14 protein-coding genes and 1 pseudogene are annotated in these 16700 nt (G+C 57.7%); 4 read left to right on the top strand and 11 right to left on the bottom strand.

What is annotated here, in order from left to right; genetic code table 11:
• The first annotated feature begins 24 nt into the window (after positions 1 to 24).
• Positions 25 to 351 carry a YecR family lipoprotein gene (gene yecR, locus ABNH18_RS01355; RefSeq protein ID WP_349381089.1) on the top strand — a complete coding sequence of 109 codons (327 nt, stop codon included), beginning with the start codon at positions 25 to 27 and terminating at the stop codon, positions 349 to 351.
• Between the two features lie 360 nt (positions 352 to 711).
• On the opposite strand, the gene sat is transcribed toward yecR, so the two are convergent.
• The 7 genes from sat to ABNH18_RS01320 form a co-directional block, all read right to left on the bottom strand.
• Entirely contained in the window at positions 712 to 1917 is a 1206-nt protein-coding gene (sat, locus tag ABNH18_RS01350; RefSeq protein WP_349381088.1) for a sulfate adenylyltransferase, read from the bottom strand.
• 199 nt (positions 1918 to 2116) lie between these two features.
• Positions 2117 to 3175, bottom strand: a complete 1059-nt coding sequence (locus tag ABNH18_RS01345; RefSeq protein WP_349381087.1) for a succinylglutamate desuccinylase/aspartoacylase family protein — start codon at positions 3173 to 3175, stop codon at positions 2117 to 2119.
• A 139-nt stretch (positions 3176 to 3314) separates the two neighbouring features.
• The gene (rimK, locus tag ABNH18_RS01340) at positions 3315 to 4223 is read right to left on the bottom strand and encodes a 30S ribosomal protein S6--L-glutamate ligase (protein ID WP_349381086.1); all 909 of its coding nucleotides are present in this window, start codon (positions 4221 to 4223) and stop codon (positions 3315 to 3317) included.
• The gene (locus ABNH18_RS01335; RefSeq protein ID WP_349381085.1) at positions 4220 to 4678 is read right to left on the bottom strand and encodes an ATP-dependent zinc protease family protein; all 459 of its coding nucleotides are present in this window, start codon (positions 4676 to 4678) and stop codon (positions 4220 to 4222) included. The genes rimK and ABNH18_RS01335 overlap by 4 nt, the downstream gene beginning before the upstream one ends.
• Positions 4678 to 5061: a lactoylglutathione lyase gene (gene gloA / locus ABNH18_RS01330; RefSeq protein WP_349381084.1), complete on the bottom strand. Its 384-nt coding sequence runs from the start codon at positions 5059 to 5061 to the stop codon at positions 4678 to 4680. Before gloA ends, ABNH18_RS01335 begins: the two co-directional genes overlap by 1 nt.
• 191 nt (positions 5062 to 5252) lie before the next feature.
• Positions 5253 to 6668, bottom strand: coding sequence for a YncE family protein (locus ABNH18_RS01325; RefSeq protein WP_349381083.1), 1416 nt, complete (start codon positions 6666 to 6668; stop codon positions 5253 to 5255).
• Between the two features lie 217 nt (positions 6669 to 6885).
• Positions 6886 to 8109 carry an argininosuccinate synthase gene (locus ABNH18_RS01320; protein WP_349381082.1) on the bottom strand — a complete coding sequence of 408 codons (1224 nt, stop codon included), beginning with the start codon at positions 8107 to 8109 and terminating at the stop codon, positions 6886 to 6888.
• A 227-nt stretch (positions 8110 to 8336) separates the two neighbouring features.
• Here ABNH18_RS01320 and rnt point away from each other — a divergent pair, with 227 nt between their 5' ends.
• Positions 8337 to 9005 carry a ribonuclease T gene (rnt, locus tag ABNH18_RS01315; RefSeq protein ID WP_039926955.1) on the top strand — a complete coding sequence of 223 codons (669 nt, stop codon included), beginning with the start codon at positions 8337 to 8339 and terminating at the stop codon, positions 9003 to 9005.
• 116 nt (positions 9006 to 9121) lie between these two features.
• On the opposite strand, the gene ABNH18_RS01310 is transcribed toward rnt, so the two are convergent.
• From ABNH18_RS01310 to ABNH18_RS01295, 4 genes and pseudogenes are all read right to left on the bottom strand, one after another.
• Entirely contained in the window at positions 9122 to 9724 is a 603-nt protein-coding gene (locus ABNH18_RS01310; protein ID WP_349381081.1) for a peroxiredoxin, read from the bottom strand.
• 357 nt (positions 9725 to 10081) lie between these two features.
• Positions 10082 to 10414, bottom strand: coding sequence for a Grx4 family monothiol glutaredoxin (gene grxD / locus ABNH18_RS01305; RefSeq protein WP_349381080.1), 333 nt, complete (start codon positions 10412 to 10414; stop codon positions 10082 to 10084).
• Positions 10415 to 10579: 165 nt separating this feature from the next.
• Positions 10580 to 12763, bottom strand: coding sequence for a TonB-dependent receptor family protein (locus ABNH18_RS01300; protein ID WP_349381079.1), 2184 nt, complete (start codon positions 12761 to 12763; stop codon positions 10580 to 10582).
• A 93-nt stretch (positions 12764 to 12856) separates the two neighbouring features.
• A pseudogene (locus ABNH18_RS01295) lies at positions 12857 to 14349 on the bottom strand (hydantoinase B/oxoprolinase family protein).
• A gap of 261 nt (positions 14350 to 14610) precedes the next feature.
• On the opposite strand from ABNH18_RS01295, the gene ABNH18_RS01290 reads away from it, so the two are divergent.
• Both ABNH18_RS01290 and argF read left to right on the top strand, forming a co-directional pair.
• A complete protein-coding gene (locus tag ABNH18_RS01290; protein WP_349381078.1) occupies positions 14611 to 15795 on the top strand; it encodes an aspartate aminotransferase family protein in 1185 nt (394 codons plus the stop codon).
• Positions 15792 to 16700, top strand: coding sequence for an ornithine carbamoyltransferase (gene argF, locus ABNH18_RS01285; protein WP_349381077.1), 909 nt, complete (start codon positions 15792 to 15794; stop codon positions 16698 to 16700). Before ABNH18_RS01290 ends, argF begins: the two co-directional genes overlap by 4 nt.

The raw sequence follows: 16700 nt of genomic DNA, 5'->3' as shown, positions 1-16700 counted from the left end.
CTGATAATAGCAATGGAGCCGACCATGCTCACACGAATGACAATGTTGTTTGCCGCTGCCTCTCTAACAGCCTGCGTAGCCACCCCCTCCCCCATCCGCGTTGCCGACGGCAACCAGGCAGAAGGCACCGTGGTGCTCTCCACCGACTACAACCTGATGCAGAGCCCACAGATGGACTGGCAGCAGGGCCTGCAAAAAGCCCGCGCCCAATGCCAGAGCTGGGGTTATAACGGCGCCATTCCCAGTGGCAATCCAAGCCAGACCTGCAGTAATGAAACCCAAGAGGGCGACTGCATCGGCTGGACAGTAAAAGCCACGTTCCAATGCACCGGGCCTGCCCAGCAACAATAAAAGCGCCATCACGGATTAGTCCGTAGGTCGAATTCACCCAAGGGCACAGAGAGCCTGAAAGGCGTAATCCGACAGGCTGCCCGCTGGGCGCCTAAAGTCCGAGGCCTGACGCTACCCCCTCTTCATCAAGGCATGTTCTGCGACTGTTGTTTCTCACAAAAAGCCGCTAGCAGCTTATTGCATGACGAGGCGACAAGGCGCTTACCCGTAACATGGCAGGCCTGCAGGGTGAATGGTTGAGCGAGCCTCAGGCATCTGGCATTGAGCGTTCCATATAAACAAAAAAAGCCTCTTTTCAGAGGCTTTTTCGCTTTTCTTTCTGATCCCGACTGAGCGCACCTGCGCTCAGGTCAGCCCTGATTACTTACCAGCATCCAGCGCCTGGTAGTAATCCATCAGGATCTGTGCCACTTCAGGACGGGAGAACTCCGGCGGCGGAGCAATACCCTGGCCCAGCATCTCACGCACCTTAGTGCCTGATAGCAGAACAAAGTCTTCCTTGGTGTGGTCAGGCACATCGCGCATCATCACCACGCGATCGAGCTTCTTCGAATAGGCGGTGTGGTCAGCCTCGAAGATTTTAATTTCCAGTGCGCCAGCCGGCACTTTTTCCTGGAAGATGGTTTGTGCATCGAAAGCGCCGTAATAATCACCCACACCGGCGTGGTCACGACCCACGATCAAGTGGCTGCAGCCACAGTTCTGACGGAACACCGCATGCAGTACCGCTTCACGGGGGCCAGCGTACAGCATGTCAAAGCCGTAACCGGTGATCATCACGGTATTGGGCGGGAAATACACGTCTACCATCTTACGAATGGAGGCATCGCGCACGTCAGCCGGAATGTCACCCGCTTTCAGCTTGCCCAGCAACATGTGAATGAGGATGCCATCGGCGTTCAGCGCTTCCTGGGCCATGCGGCACAGTTCTTCGTGAGCACGGTGCATCGGGTTACGGGTCTGGAAAGCAACCACATTATTCCAGCCGCGCTCAACGAACTCATCCCGAATGGAGACAGCGGTGCGGAAAGTCTCGGGGAAGTCGTCAGCAAAGTAGGAGTAGTTCAATACCTGGATGTCGCCGGAAACGATAAAGTTGCCTGCGGCCAGGAAATTCGCCACGCCCGGGTGCTGCTTGTCGTTGGTGGCAAAGACCTGCTCAGCCACCGCTTCCAGTTCGGCGCCAGAGGCTTCTTCGATAGCCGCCACGTCCATCACCGCAATCACCGGCTGGCCGTCCACATTGGGGTCGCGCAGGGCAATGCGCTTGGCGCCTTCGATCGCGCTGACATCCTTCAGCATATTGACGATCGGTACCGGCCAGAACAGGCCATCGGCTGTGGTCAGGTTCTCAGCCACTGAGAGCATATCCGCCTTGTTCATGTAGCCGGACAGCGGGGTGAAATAACCGGCACCCATCATCACCGCATTGGCGGCAGCTGCGGAACTGATTACCACCGATGGCAGAGACTCCGCTTCCTTCTGCAAGGCAACGCGAGCGGCTTCATCAGCGACGTACAGGGGTTTCAATGCGTCCGCACCATGCGGCTTGACCAAGGCGACCATCTATTCACTCCAAATGCTTAATCAACGAGGGTTCCATTTCGCCGCGCAGTATAGCAAAGGATCGGCATCAGGTCGGCCCGGCAATGAGAATAAGGAAAACACAAACAAGAATAAGGGAGACAGAGACCACCGCCGCCCTGGAGCGCCCCTGAACAACGCGCTTGCGTCTGACCTGAGCGGCAACAAGGACGGAGTCGAATTAAACGATCGGCAACTGCCCGGACAGCGTCGGCCCCTCTTCAATATCCGACGTAAACACTTCCAGCGACTCTGCCACTTCGCTGACTTCCTCGAAGCGGGCGATGTGGTACAGCGCTTCGCCTTCGTTCACCAGTGGCAAGTTATTGCGGCCCACCAGAATGCCGGAGGCGGGGGAAATAATATCCACGTCGTCACCACCAAACGGGCTAGAAATACGGCCGATCAAATCACCGCTTTTAATCCAGGCACCCAGCGCCACGAGCGACAAGAATACGCCATCGCGTTCCGCGCGGACCCAGCTTGAGGAGCGGGCGATATACGGTTCTCTTGGCGCCTTGGTACGGCGGTTACCGGTCATGCCCAGGTGGTGCATGACATTGAGCACACCTTTAACGCCGGCACGAATACAGGATTCGTCAAAACGCAGGGCTTCGCCGGCTTCATAGGTAATAACGGGAATGCCCTGGGCTTCCGCCACTTCACGGAAGGTGCCTTCACCCAGCACGGAATTGATAACCACCGGCACACCAAAGGCGTTGGCCATGGCACCGGTATCTTCGTTGGACAGGTTAGCGCGAATCTGCGGCAGGTTATCGCGGTGAATGGCCCCGGTGTGCAGGTCCACGGCATGGGTGGCACGGTCCAGCACTTGGGTTTTGAGCTGCCACGCCATACGGGCGCCCAGGCTTCCGGTTTCGGATCCCGGAAAGCAGCGATTCAAATCCCGGCGGTCTGGCAAGTAACGGGTTTTGTGGATGAAGCCAAAGACATTCACCACCGGCACCGCCAACAACGTCCCGGTGAGATTTTTCAACGCTGAATGGCGCAACAGGCGGCGGATAATTTCCACCCCATTCAGTTCATCACCATGGATGGCGGCGCTAACCATGAACACCGGCCCCGGTTTGCGGCCGTGAATCACATGGATTGGCACGTTCAGCGGGGTCTGCGTATAAAGTTGTGCTAGCGGCAGCTCCACCTTGGCACGGGTGCCGGGCTGAACGGTTATGCCGTTGATTTCGAAGGGCGCCCGTTTGGGTTCTTTTGTATTTTTCATTCTTCTCTGACCACTTTGCCGACCGCCTTCCCGGTCACGAGTACCGAGTACCGTGATTCTGTTTGCCTTTCGCAACTCGAAACTCGTCACTCGCTTCAGGCTGTTCGCACCTCAAAAGGTGCGCCTACAATAAACAGGTTTACCCCTTGGAGCCTTTGGTCTGCGTCCGGTAGGGGCGCGCATCTTTTTCAATGAACTTGATGATCATGCCAGCCACATCTTTGCTGGTGGCAGATTCGATACCTTCCAGACCTGGGGAGGAATTCACTTCCATGACCACCGGGCCGTGGTGTGAACGCAGAATATCCACGCCGGCCACGTTCAGCCCCATGATGCGCGCCGCACGCACTGCGGTGGCCCGCTCTTCCGGGGTGATCCGGATCAGGCTGGCGCTGCCACCACGGTGCAGGTTGGAACGAAATTCGCCCGGTGCTGCCTGCCGCTTCATGGCGGCAATCACCTTGCCTCCCACCACGAAGCAGCGAATGTCTGCGCCGCCAGCTTCCTTGATGTATTCCTGCACCATCACCGACACATTCAGGCCCATAAAGGCTTCAATTACCGATTCCGCCGCCTTGCGGGTTTCCGCCAGCACCACACCGATGCCCTGGGTACCTTCCAGCATTTTGATCACCAGCGGCGCACCACGAACCATGTTAATCAGATCGGGAATGTCATCCGGGGAGTGCGCGAAACCGGTGATCGGCAGGCCAACCCCTTTGCGCGAGAGCAACTGCAGAGAACGCAGCTTATCCCGGGAGCGAGAGATGGCTACCGATTCATTGATCGGGAAGACGCCCATCATTTCGAACTGACGTACTACCGCCGTACCGTACTGGGTAATTGAAGCACCGATACGGGGAATCACCGCATCAAAGCCTTCCAGCACTTCACCCTTGTAGTGAATTTCCGGCTTGTGGGCCACCATGCTCATATAACAGCGCAGGGTGTCGATCACATGCATTTCATGGCCTGCCGCTTCACCGGCTTCGACCATGCGTCGCGTGGAGTACAAGCGCTTGTTTCGAGAAAGAATCGCAATTTTCATGGTTGCTCTTTTGTGCCGCCCAGTAAGAAAGACGCTGTCGGGTCCACGGTAATCAAGTCCATGGCGGTTCGCCCCAACAGCATACGGAATTTCATGTTCTCACGGTCAGTGAGAGTTATTTCGATGGGCCAGTGACGCCCGCCCAAGGCAATTTCAGTGCGAATCACCGGGCGCTCTTCCTTGTGCCCACCGGAGTCGGTGACCACGCGGCGATCCAGCACCGGGGCTTCACATTCACGAATGGTATCCTGATCCTGAATCGGGTGAATGCAAAAACGCACCCATTCGGCCGCGTCTCGCTCAAAGGTTTCCACCTGATAGGCGTGTAGCGCGGAGGTACGAGCTCCGGTATCCACCTTCATCTTGATGGCGTCGATACCCAGCTCGGGCAATGTCGCCCATTCCCGCCAACCCACGGTGACCTTGTTCGTCACTTGCGACTCCTTCAATGCCATCAATCGCGTCCCAGCAATTCGATTTTATAGCCATCCGGGTCTTGCGCGAATGCCAGCACTGTCGTGCCGTGTTTCATGGGGCCCGGTTCGCGGGTGATTCGCCCGCCTTTTTCCCGAATACGCTCACAAGCAGCGTACACGTCGTCCACGGCCAGAGCCACATGGCCATAGCCGTCGCCCAGATCATAGGATGACTGGTCCCAGTTACAGGTCAACTCCAGCACCGCCCCTTCCGATTCCGGCTGGTAGCCCACAAAGACATTGGTAAAGCGGCCTGCCGGGTAGTCCTTGCGGCGCAGCTCGGTCATGCCCAGCACTTGGGTATAGAAGGCGACGGACGCCTCAAGATCGCCCACACGCAGCATGGTATGCAGGATTCGCATTGTTGGAACTACTCCTGACAACAGGGAAATGCACAGGTGCCGGAAGCGCCTGCCGTGTCAGGGCGAAGTGTGGTGGCAGAGGGAGGAATTGACAAGGAAAAACGCCGGAGGCACGACGCCGAAAGCTAGGCACAGGGAAAGGCTGTCGGGATCTCAGCGTCAGGCCTCCGGCATTAGGCGTCTAGCGTACTTCAAGGCAGGAACAGGGAACCCTGCTGCTCCACCCAGGCTTCCGGCACACTGCCCTCACGAATGCGCTGGGGGTGATCCCCCACATCCACCCGCGCCACTTCCTGGCCGCTGGCATAATTGAACACAGACATCTGGTCAGTGCCGCTCCAGGACACATAGCAGTGGTTGCCATCCTTGCTGGTGGTCACCCAATAGGGCTTTTCGCCAATGCCAGTTTTCAGCTCATAAGAAAAATCATCGCGATCCACCAATGCCACATAGTCACTCATGGTTCCGGCCACACAGAAGGTGCTGTCGTCCGCGCTCAGGGCAATACCGTGGTGGGCGGAATCGTTCACATAGGTTTCCCGGGTCACCAGCGGGCCGGTGAGATCCGGTAGCTCGGCCAAACGCAGCACTTTCTGCTCCTCCATGTCGTACTCGATAAAGCCATGCAGGAAAGACAGTTGAAAGTAGAAATAACGTTCATCCGCCGTGTGCGCCATGGGCCGCACTGCGGTGCTCAGATTGCCGTGGCCGGCTGCCTCCAAATCAGCCTCCAGATCCAGCGTTTTGAGAATCTCCAGACTGTCGGCATCTACCACCTGAAACACCCGCTCTCCCTTGGTCGCGTCCAGCAGGTTCTTGCCCAGCAGAGCGTCAGTGACGCCGCCCAACAGTTCACTGTCCAGCGGGGTGTACACGGTACCAATACTGGCGTGATAGATGCGTTTGCCATCCTCGGAGTAGATATTTTCGTGGGGCGAGTCGCCGGACGCGAACTTGCCCTGCTCCTGACCGGTTTCCACATCGAGAATGTGGACCACATTGCCGGTGGACGCTGACACAGCGACCTGGGTGCCATCCGGAGACAATGCCATGTGATCGGAACGGTAGCCGTCGACTTCAAAACGCCAGACCACGTCACCGGTGGCAATATCAATGGCGGCCACATCCGCATAGCTGGGGCGGGAAACGATCAGCAGGCGGCCGTCATTAGAGCTGTACATATCATCCACGTACTGGTGATGGCCTTCACCAATCAACACCCGGATGCCCTGGAAAAACACCAGATCCAGGGGGTTCATGGCAATCGCCTTCTCCCGCTCGGCCTGGTCCGGTATGCCATTGATACGACCCAGCCGCGTGTAGGTATTGGCGTCGATCACATCGACCATGCCTTCCCAGTTATTGCCCACGAAAATCACCTTGCGCGGGCCATCAGGCTCGACAGCCGGGTGGTCAGGCAATTCGTCTGCCGGCGCTTGCGGCTCCGCCACCTCCCGCTCTGCTTCCTGCGCCGGGCTACTGGCGGCGGGCGCATCACTGCTGCCCCCCCCACCACACCCCGACACCAGCAAGGCGGTACTCAAGGCGATAGCACCCAAAGCACGGGGGAAGAACGGGATCTCGAAGACCGGTTGGCGCAGCAGCATGGCGATTCCTCAATAAGCCTGTTGTTGTGGATATAGAGCTGTCGATATATCGCTGCCCTCAGACTAATTGAGACTAACGTACAACCTAAATGCACTTTCCTTGTTGTTATGTAACGTATTACGCCGGACGCCCGACGCCTGGCATAAAAAAACCGCCGCGAGCCAAAGGCTTGCGGCGGTTTCCGTGTTGCGTGCTGCGTGACGCGTGCGCGTCTCTTTAACCCAACTTACGACCCGTCTTGGCCGCAATACGCAACCGCAGGGCATTAAGCTTGATGAAGCCTTCCGCGTCTTTCTGATCGTAGGCACCAGCATCGTCTTCAAAGGTGGCGATGGACGCATCGAACAGGCTGTCGTTGTCAGAACGACGGCCCACCACGGTCACGCTGCCCTTGTAGAGTTTCAAGCGCACTTCGCCGTTCACGTGCTCCTGGGTGGCATCGATCAGCTTCTGCAGGGCCAGACGCTCCGGGCTCCACCAGTAACCGTTGTACAACAGCTCGGCATACTTGGGCATGACGGAGTCTTTCAGGTGCGCGGATTCACGATCCAGCGTCAGAGACTCGATGGCGCGATGGGCCGGCAACATGATGGTGCCGCCCGGGGTTTCGTAGCAGCCACGGGACTTCATGCCCACGTAGCGGTTTTCCACGATATCCAGACGGCCAATACCGTTGTCGCCACCCAGCTTATTCAGTTTTTCCAGCACCGTGGCCGGGCTAAGCGCTTCACCGTCGATGGAGACGATATCGCCCTTTTCAAAGCCCAGGGTGATGTAGGTAGGCTGGTCCGGTGCCGCTTCCGGGCTCACGCTCCAGCGCCACATGTCTTCTTCGGCTTCCCACCACGGATCTTCCAGGTTGCCGCCTTCGTAGGAAATGTGCAGCAGGTTGGCGTCCATGGAGTACGGGGATTTCTTCTTTTTGCTGGAGAAATCCACCGGGATATTGCGCTCTTCGCAGTACGCCATCAGCTTTTCGCGGGAATTGAGATCCCACTCGCGCCAAGGGGCAATCACCTGAATGCCGGGGGCCAAGGCGTAAGCGCCCAGCTCGAAACGCACCTGGTCGTTACCCTTACCGGTAGCACCGTGGGAAATAGCATCGGCGCCGGTTTCTTCGGCGATTTCCACCAAGCGCTTGGCGATCAGCGGACGGGCGATGGAGGTTCCCAGCAGGTACTCACCTTCATAGATGGCGTTGGCGCGGAACATGGGGAATACGTAATCACGCACGAACTCTTCGCGCAGGTCTTCAATGTAGATCTCTTTCACGCCCATGGCCTCTGCCTTGGCGCGGGCCGGCTCTACTTCTTCCCCCTGGCCGATATCGGCGGTGAATGTCACCACTTCACAGTCATAGGTATCCTGCAGCCATTTGACGATAACTGAAGTATCCAGGCCACCGGAATAGGCCAGTACCACCTTGTTGATCTTGGACATTGAAAGACTCCGCAAATGGGCGGCCGGCAGCGCTTGAGCCGGCCCCCGATGAATCGTGGGGCATATAGAGGGGGCGTATTGTACCCGCCCGCCGCCGTGTACGTCACCTCCGTGGCAGCCTCCTGCCCGGTTTCGCCTGTTGCCCGAGTGGGGATTCCGGTAGCATAAGCCCCGCTCGCAGCTGCGCTTGCGGTTTCTGCGGGGTCTTTGTGTTTGATGGAGTGATCATGAGCGATCAGCATCCCAGCCTGGCGCTACGTTTCCGCGGCTTTTTGCCCGTCGTTATCGACGTGGAAACCGGGGGGTTTAATTCCCAAACCGACGCGCTGCTGGAAATCGCCGCCGTCCTGATAGAAATGGACGCCCAGGGCAACCTGCGCCCGTCCACCCGCATCCAGTTCCATGTGGACCCCTTCCCCGGGGCCAACTTGGAGCAGGCGGCACTGGATTTCACCGGTATCGACCCGAGCAACCCGCTACGCGGCGCCGTCTCGGAAGAAACCGCCTTGAAAGGGGTATTCGAGCCCATACGCAAAGCGGTGAAGCAGCACGGTTGCAGCCGCGCCGTATTGGTGGGCCATAACAGCTTCTTTGACCAGGGCTTTCTGAACGCCGCCACCGACCGGGCTGATATCAAACGCAGCCCATTTCACCCTTTCTCCAGTTTCGATACCGCCACATTGGCCGGGCTGGTGTACGGGCAAACGGTACTGGCCAAAGCCTGCGAAGCCGCCGGCATCCGCTTCAGCCAGCGCGAAGCGCACTCTGCTCTGTATGACGCCACGCGCACGGCGGAACTGTTCTGTTCCATGGTCAACCGCTTCAAGACCCTGGGCGGCTGGCCACCACCACCCGCCAAAACCATCCCGCCAACCCTGGCGAAAGCGCTGGATTGAGTTAAGGCAACACGCCTCACGCTGGCACGCCTCACGCCAAACCCACCGCGTGCCCGCGTGAAGCACAAAAAAAGGGGCGCCATCTCTGGCGCCCCTTTTCTTGTGCTGCTTTCTTTTTACAGCTTGTCTGCGTTACCAGACAGGTACTCGGCCACACCGTCCGGGGTGTCCTTCATACCGGAATCGCCTTTCTGCCAGCCCGCCGGGCACACTTCACCGTGCTCTTCGTGGAACTGCAGGGCGTCAACCAGACGAATCAACTCGTCCATGTTACGGCCCAGCGGCAGATCGTTAACGATCTGGCTGCGCACCACACCGTTCTGGTCGATCAGGAATACACCGCGGAAAGCCATACCACCTTCGGACTCAACGTCGTAGGACTGGGCAATACCGTGGTTCATGTCAGCAGCCAGGGTGTATGTCACCGGGCCGATGCCGCCATCGTTAACCGGGGTGTTGCGCCATGCGTTGTGAGTGAAGTGGCTATCGATGGACACACCAATCACTTCCACGTTGCGCTCTTTGAACGCGTCCATGCGGTGATCCAGAGCGATCAGCTCGGACGGGCACACAAAGGTGAAGTCCAGCGGGTAGAAGAACACCAGGCCGTACTTGCCCTTGATGGCTTCGGACAGGGTGAACTCGTCAACGATGCTGCCATCGCCCAGTACAGCAGGAACAGTAAAATCCGGTGCAGGTTTACCTACCAGAACGCCCATTGTTTCTCTCCATTGTTTCCATTCTTACGGTATAGCCAAAGCAAAGTGCTCGCTCTGGCCGCTTGAAATTCTGTGGAGCAGCGATCATACAACGCCCGCAGCAATACTGCATGGGGCCGCTGAGTGCTACTACGCACAATCATGGGGATTCCTCTCCGGCTTTCAACAGGTTAACAACGTTGTTTGGCGCGAATGTGAATCCTTTGTGCTAAACACCGCCAATTTAGCGGCGCGAACGGCTCCAGATTACGGTCCCGGTCAGCAATGCCAGCGGCACCATGGCAAGGCCCTTGCCGCCAGTCATGCACAAAAAACCCGGCGCCGAGGCCGGGTTTTTGGGTCGCAACAGCGCCGCATTCAGGCGTTGTCATCCGACTCCACGGCAACGCCATCAACCAGCTCTTTGAGCTGACCGGAACGGTACATATCCATGATGATGTCGCAGCCGCCAACCAATTCGCCACCCACCCACAACTGCGGGTAAGTCGGCCAGTTAGCATATTCTTTCAGGTTCTGGCGAATCTCCGGGGCTTCCAGAATATTCACATAGGCAAACGGCTTGCCAACGGCGGTCATCGCTTCCACCACCTGGGCGGAAAACCCGCACTGGGGAAACTGGGGGGACCCTTTCATGTAGAGGATCACCGGGTTCTTTTCGATCTGGTCTTTAATGACCTGGATAACATCCATACTGACTACCTGGCGGTTGTAGGGTGTATTGGCTGTGGTTGGCCATTATTCTACCACTGATGGCCCTGCCCATCCCAGATGGGGTCGCAAAGGCGCAGCTTCAAGGGTCCCGAAAACAGAAAAGGGAGCCGAAGCCCCCCTTTTCCTTTGTTACAAACTGCTGCCTTAGAAATGCACTTTCATGCCCACGTAGCCGGTACGCGGCTTGTTGGGACGGGCGCCGGCAGGATCACGGGAAACGATTTCCTGATCGTCGAACACGTTATCCACCTTGGCATACACTTCCATATCGCTGCTCACCTGATAGGTCGCCACGATATCGGCAATCACGTAATCGCTGGTGCGTTTAAACGTGGTTACCTGACCAGCACGGTCACAGCTATTGTCGATGCACATACCATCGGTATGGCTGACGGACATCAGTGCAGACCAGGCTGCCGGTTTTTCCAGGCCGAACGTCAGGCTGGCCAGATGCTCAGGCAGGTAAGGCAGCACATCGCCATCCAGCACGGATAAATCATCCGCATTTTTGGTGATTTCACCGTCGGTATAGGTATAAGCCAAGCGAACCGGGGCACGAAGCCCGCTATCACCTTCCCAGACCACGCTGTTCAGGCCCACTTCCAGACCGCGCACTTCGGACTCACCAAAGCTCTGGGTTCCAGAATCATTGCCATTGGGGCATGGATTAGCCGTAGAGCAATTCTGAATGGTATTTTCATAATCGCTGTAGAATGCCACCACATCAGCACTGAAGTTTTCCTGCCAGTAGCGAAAACCGGTTTCGTAGTTAACGCTTTTTTCCGCATCGGTGCCTTTCTGCGAAGACGCACCTGCCGGGGCAAAACCCTGATGGACACCCGCCAACACCGACCAGTTGTCATTGAGCAGCCAAGTAGCCCCCAGGCCCGCCATCAACTCTTCATTACGGTTTTCAGTGCGCGAGCTCACTGCATTGCGAGCCGGGTCGCCCCAGCGCTTGCTCTTGCTCTCCACATTCTCGTAACGCAACGAGCCGGTAACGATGAAATCACCGACGTAAGCGTGGTCGATGATCCAGGCAGACATGGCATCCGCATTTTCCAGACGGTTATCACCGCCGGTGGGCAAGGTTGACGTCTGGTATACCAAGCTGCCATTGGTCTGATCAAAAGTGTCTGTGGGCTGGTAACGATCCACTTCGTCCTGATGGTAACGGGCCCCGACAATCAGATCATTGTCCACGGAACCGGTCTGGAAACGGTGGTTCAGTTCGGTCTGCACGCCTTCGGAAACGTACTCACGATTATTGTTCTTGAACACCAGATCCGTGGCATCAGCGGTGCCACGCAAAACCGCCTGGTTGGCACCACCATTGGTGTTGGCATCCGCCACAAAACCACCAATGCCCTGGCCACCAATACTGGCCAGCTTGTACCAGTTACGCTGGAATTCGTTGCGATACACCACGGAGTTCAGTTGGGTGTTCTCGTCAAACACCAAGGTATGACGCAGGGAAACCGCATCCCGGTCGTTGTCCATCTGATCGATGTCGCTCATGCCGTAACGACGGTTGGCATCACTCTCGAAATCCCGGTCGGTCAGGCCCAGATAGGTTTCGTCGGACACTTCGCTGGAATGCTCCAGTTTCAGTTCAAACGCCTGCTGGATATCAGCGGTTTCCGGGGCCTGCCAGCGCAGCTTGGCCACATAGTCGCGCTTGTCAAAACCACTGTCGCGGTTGGACCGATCAATATCCTTGAAGCCCTGGGTGCGTTGCTGGTGGGCCTCCAGCATGAAACCAAACTGGCCTTCAGTGGCACCGTAGTAGGCGTGGGCACGTTGGGCACCGTCTTCACCACCTTCCACATTGACCATGCCGGAGGCACGGGCAGGAATTGGTGTGGACAGGAAGTTGATAGCACCGCCCACGGTGAAGGGGCCGTAACGCAAGGTGTCTGGCCCTTTCAGTACCTCAATGCCGTAGAAACGACCGGCGCTGGGGAAGTAGTAGGCCGCCGGGGCAGCATACGGGGCCGGGGCAATCAGCACCCCATCTTCCATCAGAGTGACCTTGCTGGAACGGTCACGGCCGGAACCGCGGATACCGATATTCGGGCGCAGGCCATAGCCTTCTTCTTCCTGGAAATAAACGCCAGGCACGTCACGCAGCATGCGGTGCACATCGGTGTTTTCTTTTTCTTCCAGATCTTCGTTGGAGAGCACGTGGGCAGAGCCGCTAACGCTAAAGGTATTCTGGCGATCCCCGATAATCTGTACCGGTTTCAGTTCATTGGCCTGATCAGCGAAAGCCGGAACAGCTATGGCGGAGGCAATGGCGCAGCAAAGCAAGCGACGCTGTAAATGCATGATTTTTCCTTCCCGACGCAAATGCGAAAATGTAAAAATTGTAAGCACGGGAAGATACAAGGAAAAATAACCAATAGCAATTCGCCATCATTCTCATTTACATTTCCTATCGTAATACCCACCACCCCCGGGTGAAGCCACTACCAAACGATCACCAACACGGGCAGTAAAGCTGGTTTTTGGCGGCAACAACTTGCCGTTATGACGATTTTCCCCCACCGCACCATCCTGCCCACCTGCCAGTCCCCAGGGCGCATGACGGCGGCGCTCGGTGAGCAGGGTCACCTGGGCATCACCCAGAAACTCCAGCTCACGCACCAAACCATCACCACCAACAAACTGCCCATCACCGCCACTCTCCCGGCGTAGCTGATAACGGTGCACCCGCAATGGATAGTGGGACTCCAGGCTTTCAATGGGCGTATTGAGGGTATTAGTCATATGGCTATGTACGGCCGACAGCCCCGAACCGCCAGCATGGGCGCCAGTACCGCCGGCCATGGTTTCGTAATAATCCCAGCCATTGTCACCACCGGCTCCCATCGCCACATTATTCATGGTGCCCTGGCTGGCAGCGGGAATTGCCTCAGGTGCCGCCTGAGCCAGCGCCCCCAGACCACATCCACCACCCGCGAGCTGGTTTCCACATTGCCAGCGGCCACCGCTGCCGGGCGGCCAGCATTGAGCAACGAGCCTGGCGGAGCAGACAGGCTGATAGGCCGGAAGAGACCATCACAGGCAGGCACGTCATCGTCCATCAAGCAGCGAAAACAGTAGTAAGCCGCCGCTGCCGCCACGGACAGCGGGCAGTTAATATTCCCCGCCACCTGATCAGCCGTGCCACTGAAATCAAGAAAAGCTTGATCCCCGGAAATGGTCAAACTGACAGTAATGATGATGTCCCGCTGGCCCTGGCCATCGTCATCCATGTAGTCCTGGAACTGGTAACAACCATCCGGCAGAGTCGCAATGCGAGCGCGAGCACGCTTTTCACCATAAGCATTGAGGGCATCAAAGGCCGCCACCAGATCAAATTGCTGATCCGCCAGCTCCGCCAGACGCCGGGCACCCGCCTCACAGGCACTCGCCTGGGCGGAAAAGTCAGCAAACCGCGGATTCTCAACCGGCAACGCCCCGTTCACCTCCAGCCCTGCCAGATGCCGACACAATGGCACCTGCCACAGCCCGGAGCGTTTCAGCCAACTGGGAGCAATAACAATCCCTTCCTGCTCCAAATGCGTGGATACCGGCATGGATCCGGGGCTGTGGGCGCCAATATTGGCATGGTGAGCTCGAGTCACGGCGAAGCCGATCAGGGTCTGCGACTGAAATACCGGAGCAATCACAGTCACATCCGGCAAATGCGTGCCGCCCAGATAGGGATCATTCACCACCATCAAATCCCCGGGCTGCCACGTTCTGCCACTAACCAAATCCGCCATGGCATAGGCCATGGACCCAAGATGCACGGGAATATGCGCGGCCTGAGCACATAAACGGCCCTGATCATCAAAAATGGCACAGGAAAAATCGAGCCGGTCCTTGATGTTCGGAGACAGGGCACTGAGGCGCAGCACCGCCCCCATCTCATCGCAGACGCCGGCAAGGCGGTTGGCAAAAATACTCAGCTGGACAGGATTCATAAAGGCAATTAATAGCTAATAGTGGATAGTTAATAGCTAAAACCATTAACCCTTGAGGCAAACAAGCCTAACGCCAATCCATACAGGGTGTTAACTATTCACTGGAATGTGCGCTATTATCGGGGGTTCCCGGCAGCCTAACAGCTGCCGTTTTTTGTTTTGGTCACACCAAAACGGACGAATTCGCTTTAACGAGTCAGGGTAATGAGCCAGCAATTTTTGATCCCCACCTACGCGCGCCAGCCGGTGGCTTTCGTGCGGGGCGAGGGCGTGTGGTTGTACGATGAAAACGACCACAAATACATGGATGCCATCTCCGGGATTGGCGTGTGCAACCTGGGCCACTGCCACCCGGCAGTCACCCGCACCCTGGCTGAACAGGCCGGGCAGCTGATGCACACCTCCAACCTGTATCGCATTCCTGCCCAGGAATCCCTGGCCCAGCGCCTGTGCGAATTGAGCGGCATGGAGAACGTGTTCTTCTCCAACTCCGGGGCAGAAGCCAATGAGGCCGCCATCAAGATTGCCCGCCTGTATGGCTCGCGCAAACAGATTGCCCGGCCCACCGTGATCGTTATGGAAGGCAGCTTCCATGGCCGCACCATGGCGACCCTGTCCGCCACCGCCAATGCCAAGGTTCAGGAAGGCTTTGCGCCCCTGCTCGACGGCTTCATCCGTGTGCCGTTCAATGATCTGGCCGCAGTAGAAGCACTGGCTGAAAATAACGATATTGTCGCTGTGCTGGTGGAACCGGTTCAGGGCGAAGGCGGCATCCACATTCCTGCCGACGATTATCTGACTAACCTGCGCGTCCTGTGCGACCGCAATGACTGGCTGCTGATGCTGGATGAAATCCAGTCCGGCAACGGCCGCACAGGCAATTACTTTGCCTGCCTGGGCGCTGGCGTCACCCCGGATGTGTTGACCACCGCCAAAGGCCTGGGCAACGGCTTCCCCATCGGCGCCTGCCTGGTGGCCGGCAAGGCTGACGGCGTGTTTGGCCCCGGCAATCACGGCAGCACCTATGGCGGCAACCCGCTGGGCTGTGCGACCTCCCTGACGGTAGTGAACACCCTCACCGACGACATCATTGATGGCGTAGCCGATAAAGGTGCCTGGCTGAAAGACGCCTTTATCCAGTCGTTTTCCGACCTACCCATGGTCACCGAGATCCGCCAGCGTGGCCTGATGCTGGGCATCCAGCTGGATCGTCCCTGTGGCGAGCTGGTCAACCGGGCCCGCGACGCCGGCCTGCTGATCAATGTCACCGCCGGTTCCGTGGTGCGGCTACTACCGCCGCTGGTCATCAGCCAAGCAGAAATGCAGCACCTGGTGGACACCCTATCGACCCTGATCCACCGTTTCGCCGACGAGCAGGAGGTCGCATGACCCGTCATTTCCTGACCCTTACCGATCTGACTCCCGATGAGCTCGGCTACCTGATTCAGCGCGCCATCGAGCTAAAAACCATGCTGCGCAATGGCCAGCACCACGAGCCGCTACAGGGCAAAACCCTGGGCATGATTTTCGAAAAATCGTCCACCCGCACCCGCGTGTCTTTCGAAGTAGCCATGACTCACTTCGGTGGCGCCAGCATTTTCCTGTCGCCCCGTGACACCCAACTGGGCCGCGGCGAACCGATTGAAGATTCTGCACGAGTACTGTCGCGCATGGTCGATGCGGTGATGATCCGCACCTTTGACCACGCTACCCTGCAGACCTTTGCCGCCCACTCGGCGGTACCGGTGATCAACGCCCTTACCGACGATTTTCACCCCTGCCAACTGCTGGCCGACATGCAAACCTATGTGGAGCACCGTGGCAGCATTCAAGGCAAGAAAGTGGTGTGGGTCGGTGATGGCAACAACATGTGCGCCAGCTACATCAACGCCGCCAATCAGTTTGATTTCGAACTGGTGATCAGCAGCCCGGACGGCTTCACCCCGGACAACGATCTGCTGGGCCGCTACCCGGACCGGGTCAGCCTGGAACCCGACGTGGCAACCGCCGTGCAGGGCGCTCATCTGGTCGTCACCGATGTGTGGGCGTCCATGGGCCAGGAAGACGAGCAGCAAACACGCCTGAACGCCTTTGACGGTTACCAGGTCACCCCAGAGCTGATGGACAAGGCCGACCCGGATGCGTTGTTCATGCACTGTCTGCCGGCCCATCGCGGCGAGGAAGTCAGCCATGAAATGATGGACGATCCGCGCGCCGTGGTATGGGACGAAGCCGAGAATCGCCTGCACGCGCAAAAAGCCCTGCTGGAATTTCTGCTCACCGGGCAGCATTGA

It is taken from the genome of Alcanivorax sp., assembly GCF_040118815.1.
Taxonomy (GTDB): Bacteria; Pseudomonadota; Gammaproteobacteria; order Pseudomonadales; family Alcanivoracaceae; genus Alcanivorax.
Note: the sequence above shows the minus strand (reverse complement) of the source record. Positions and strands in the feature narration are given on the sequence as shown.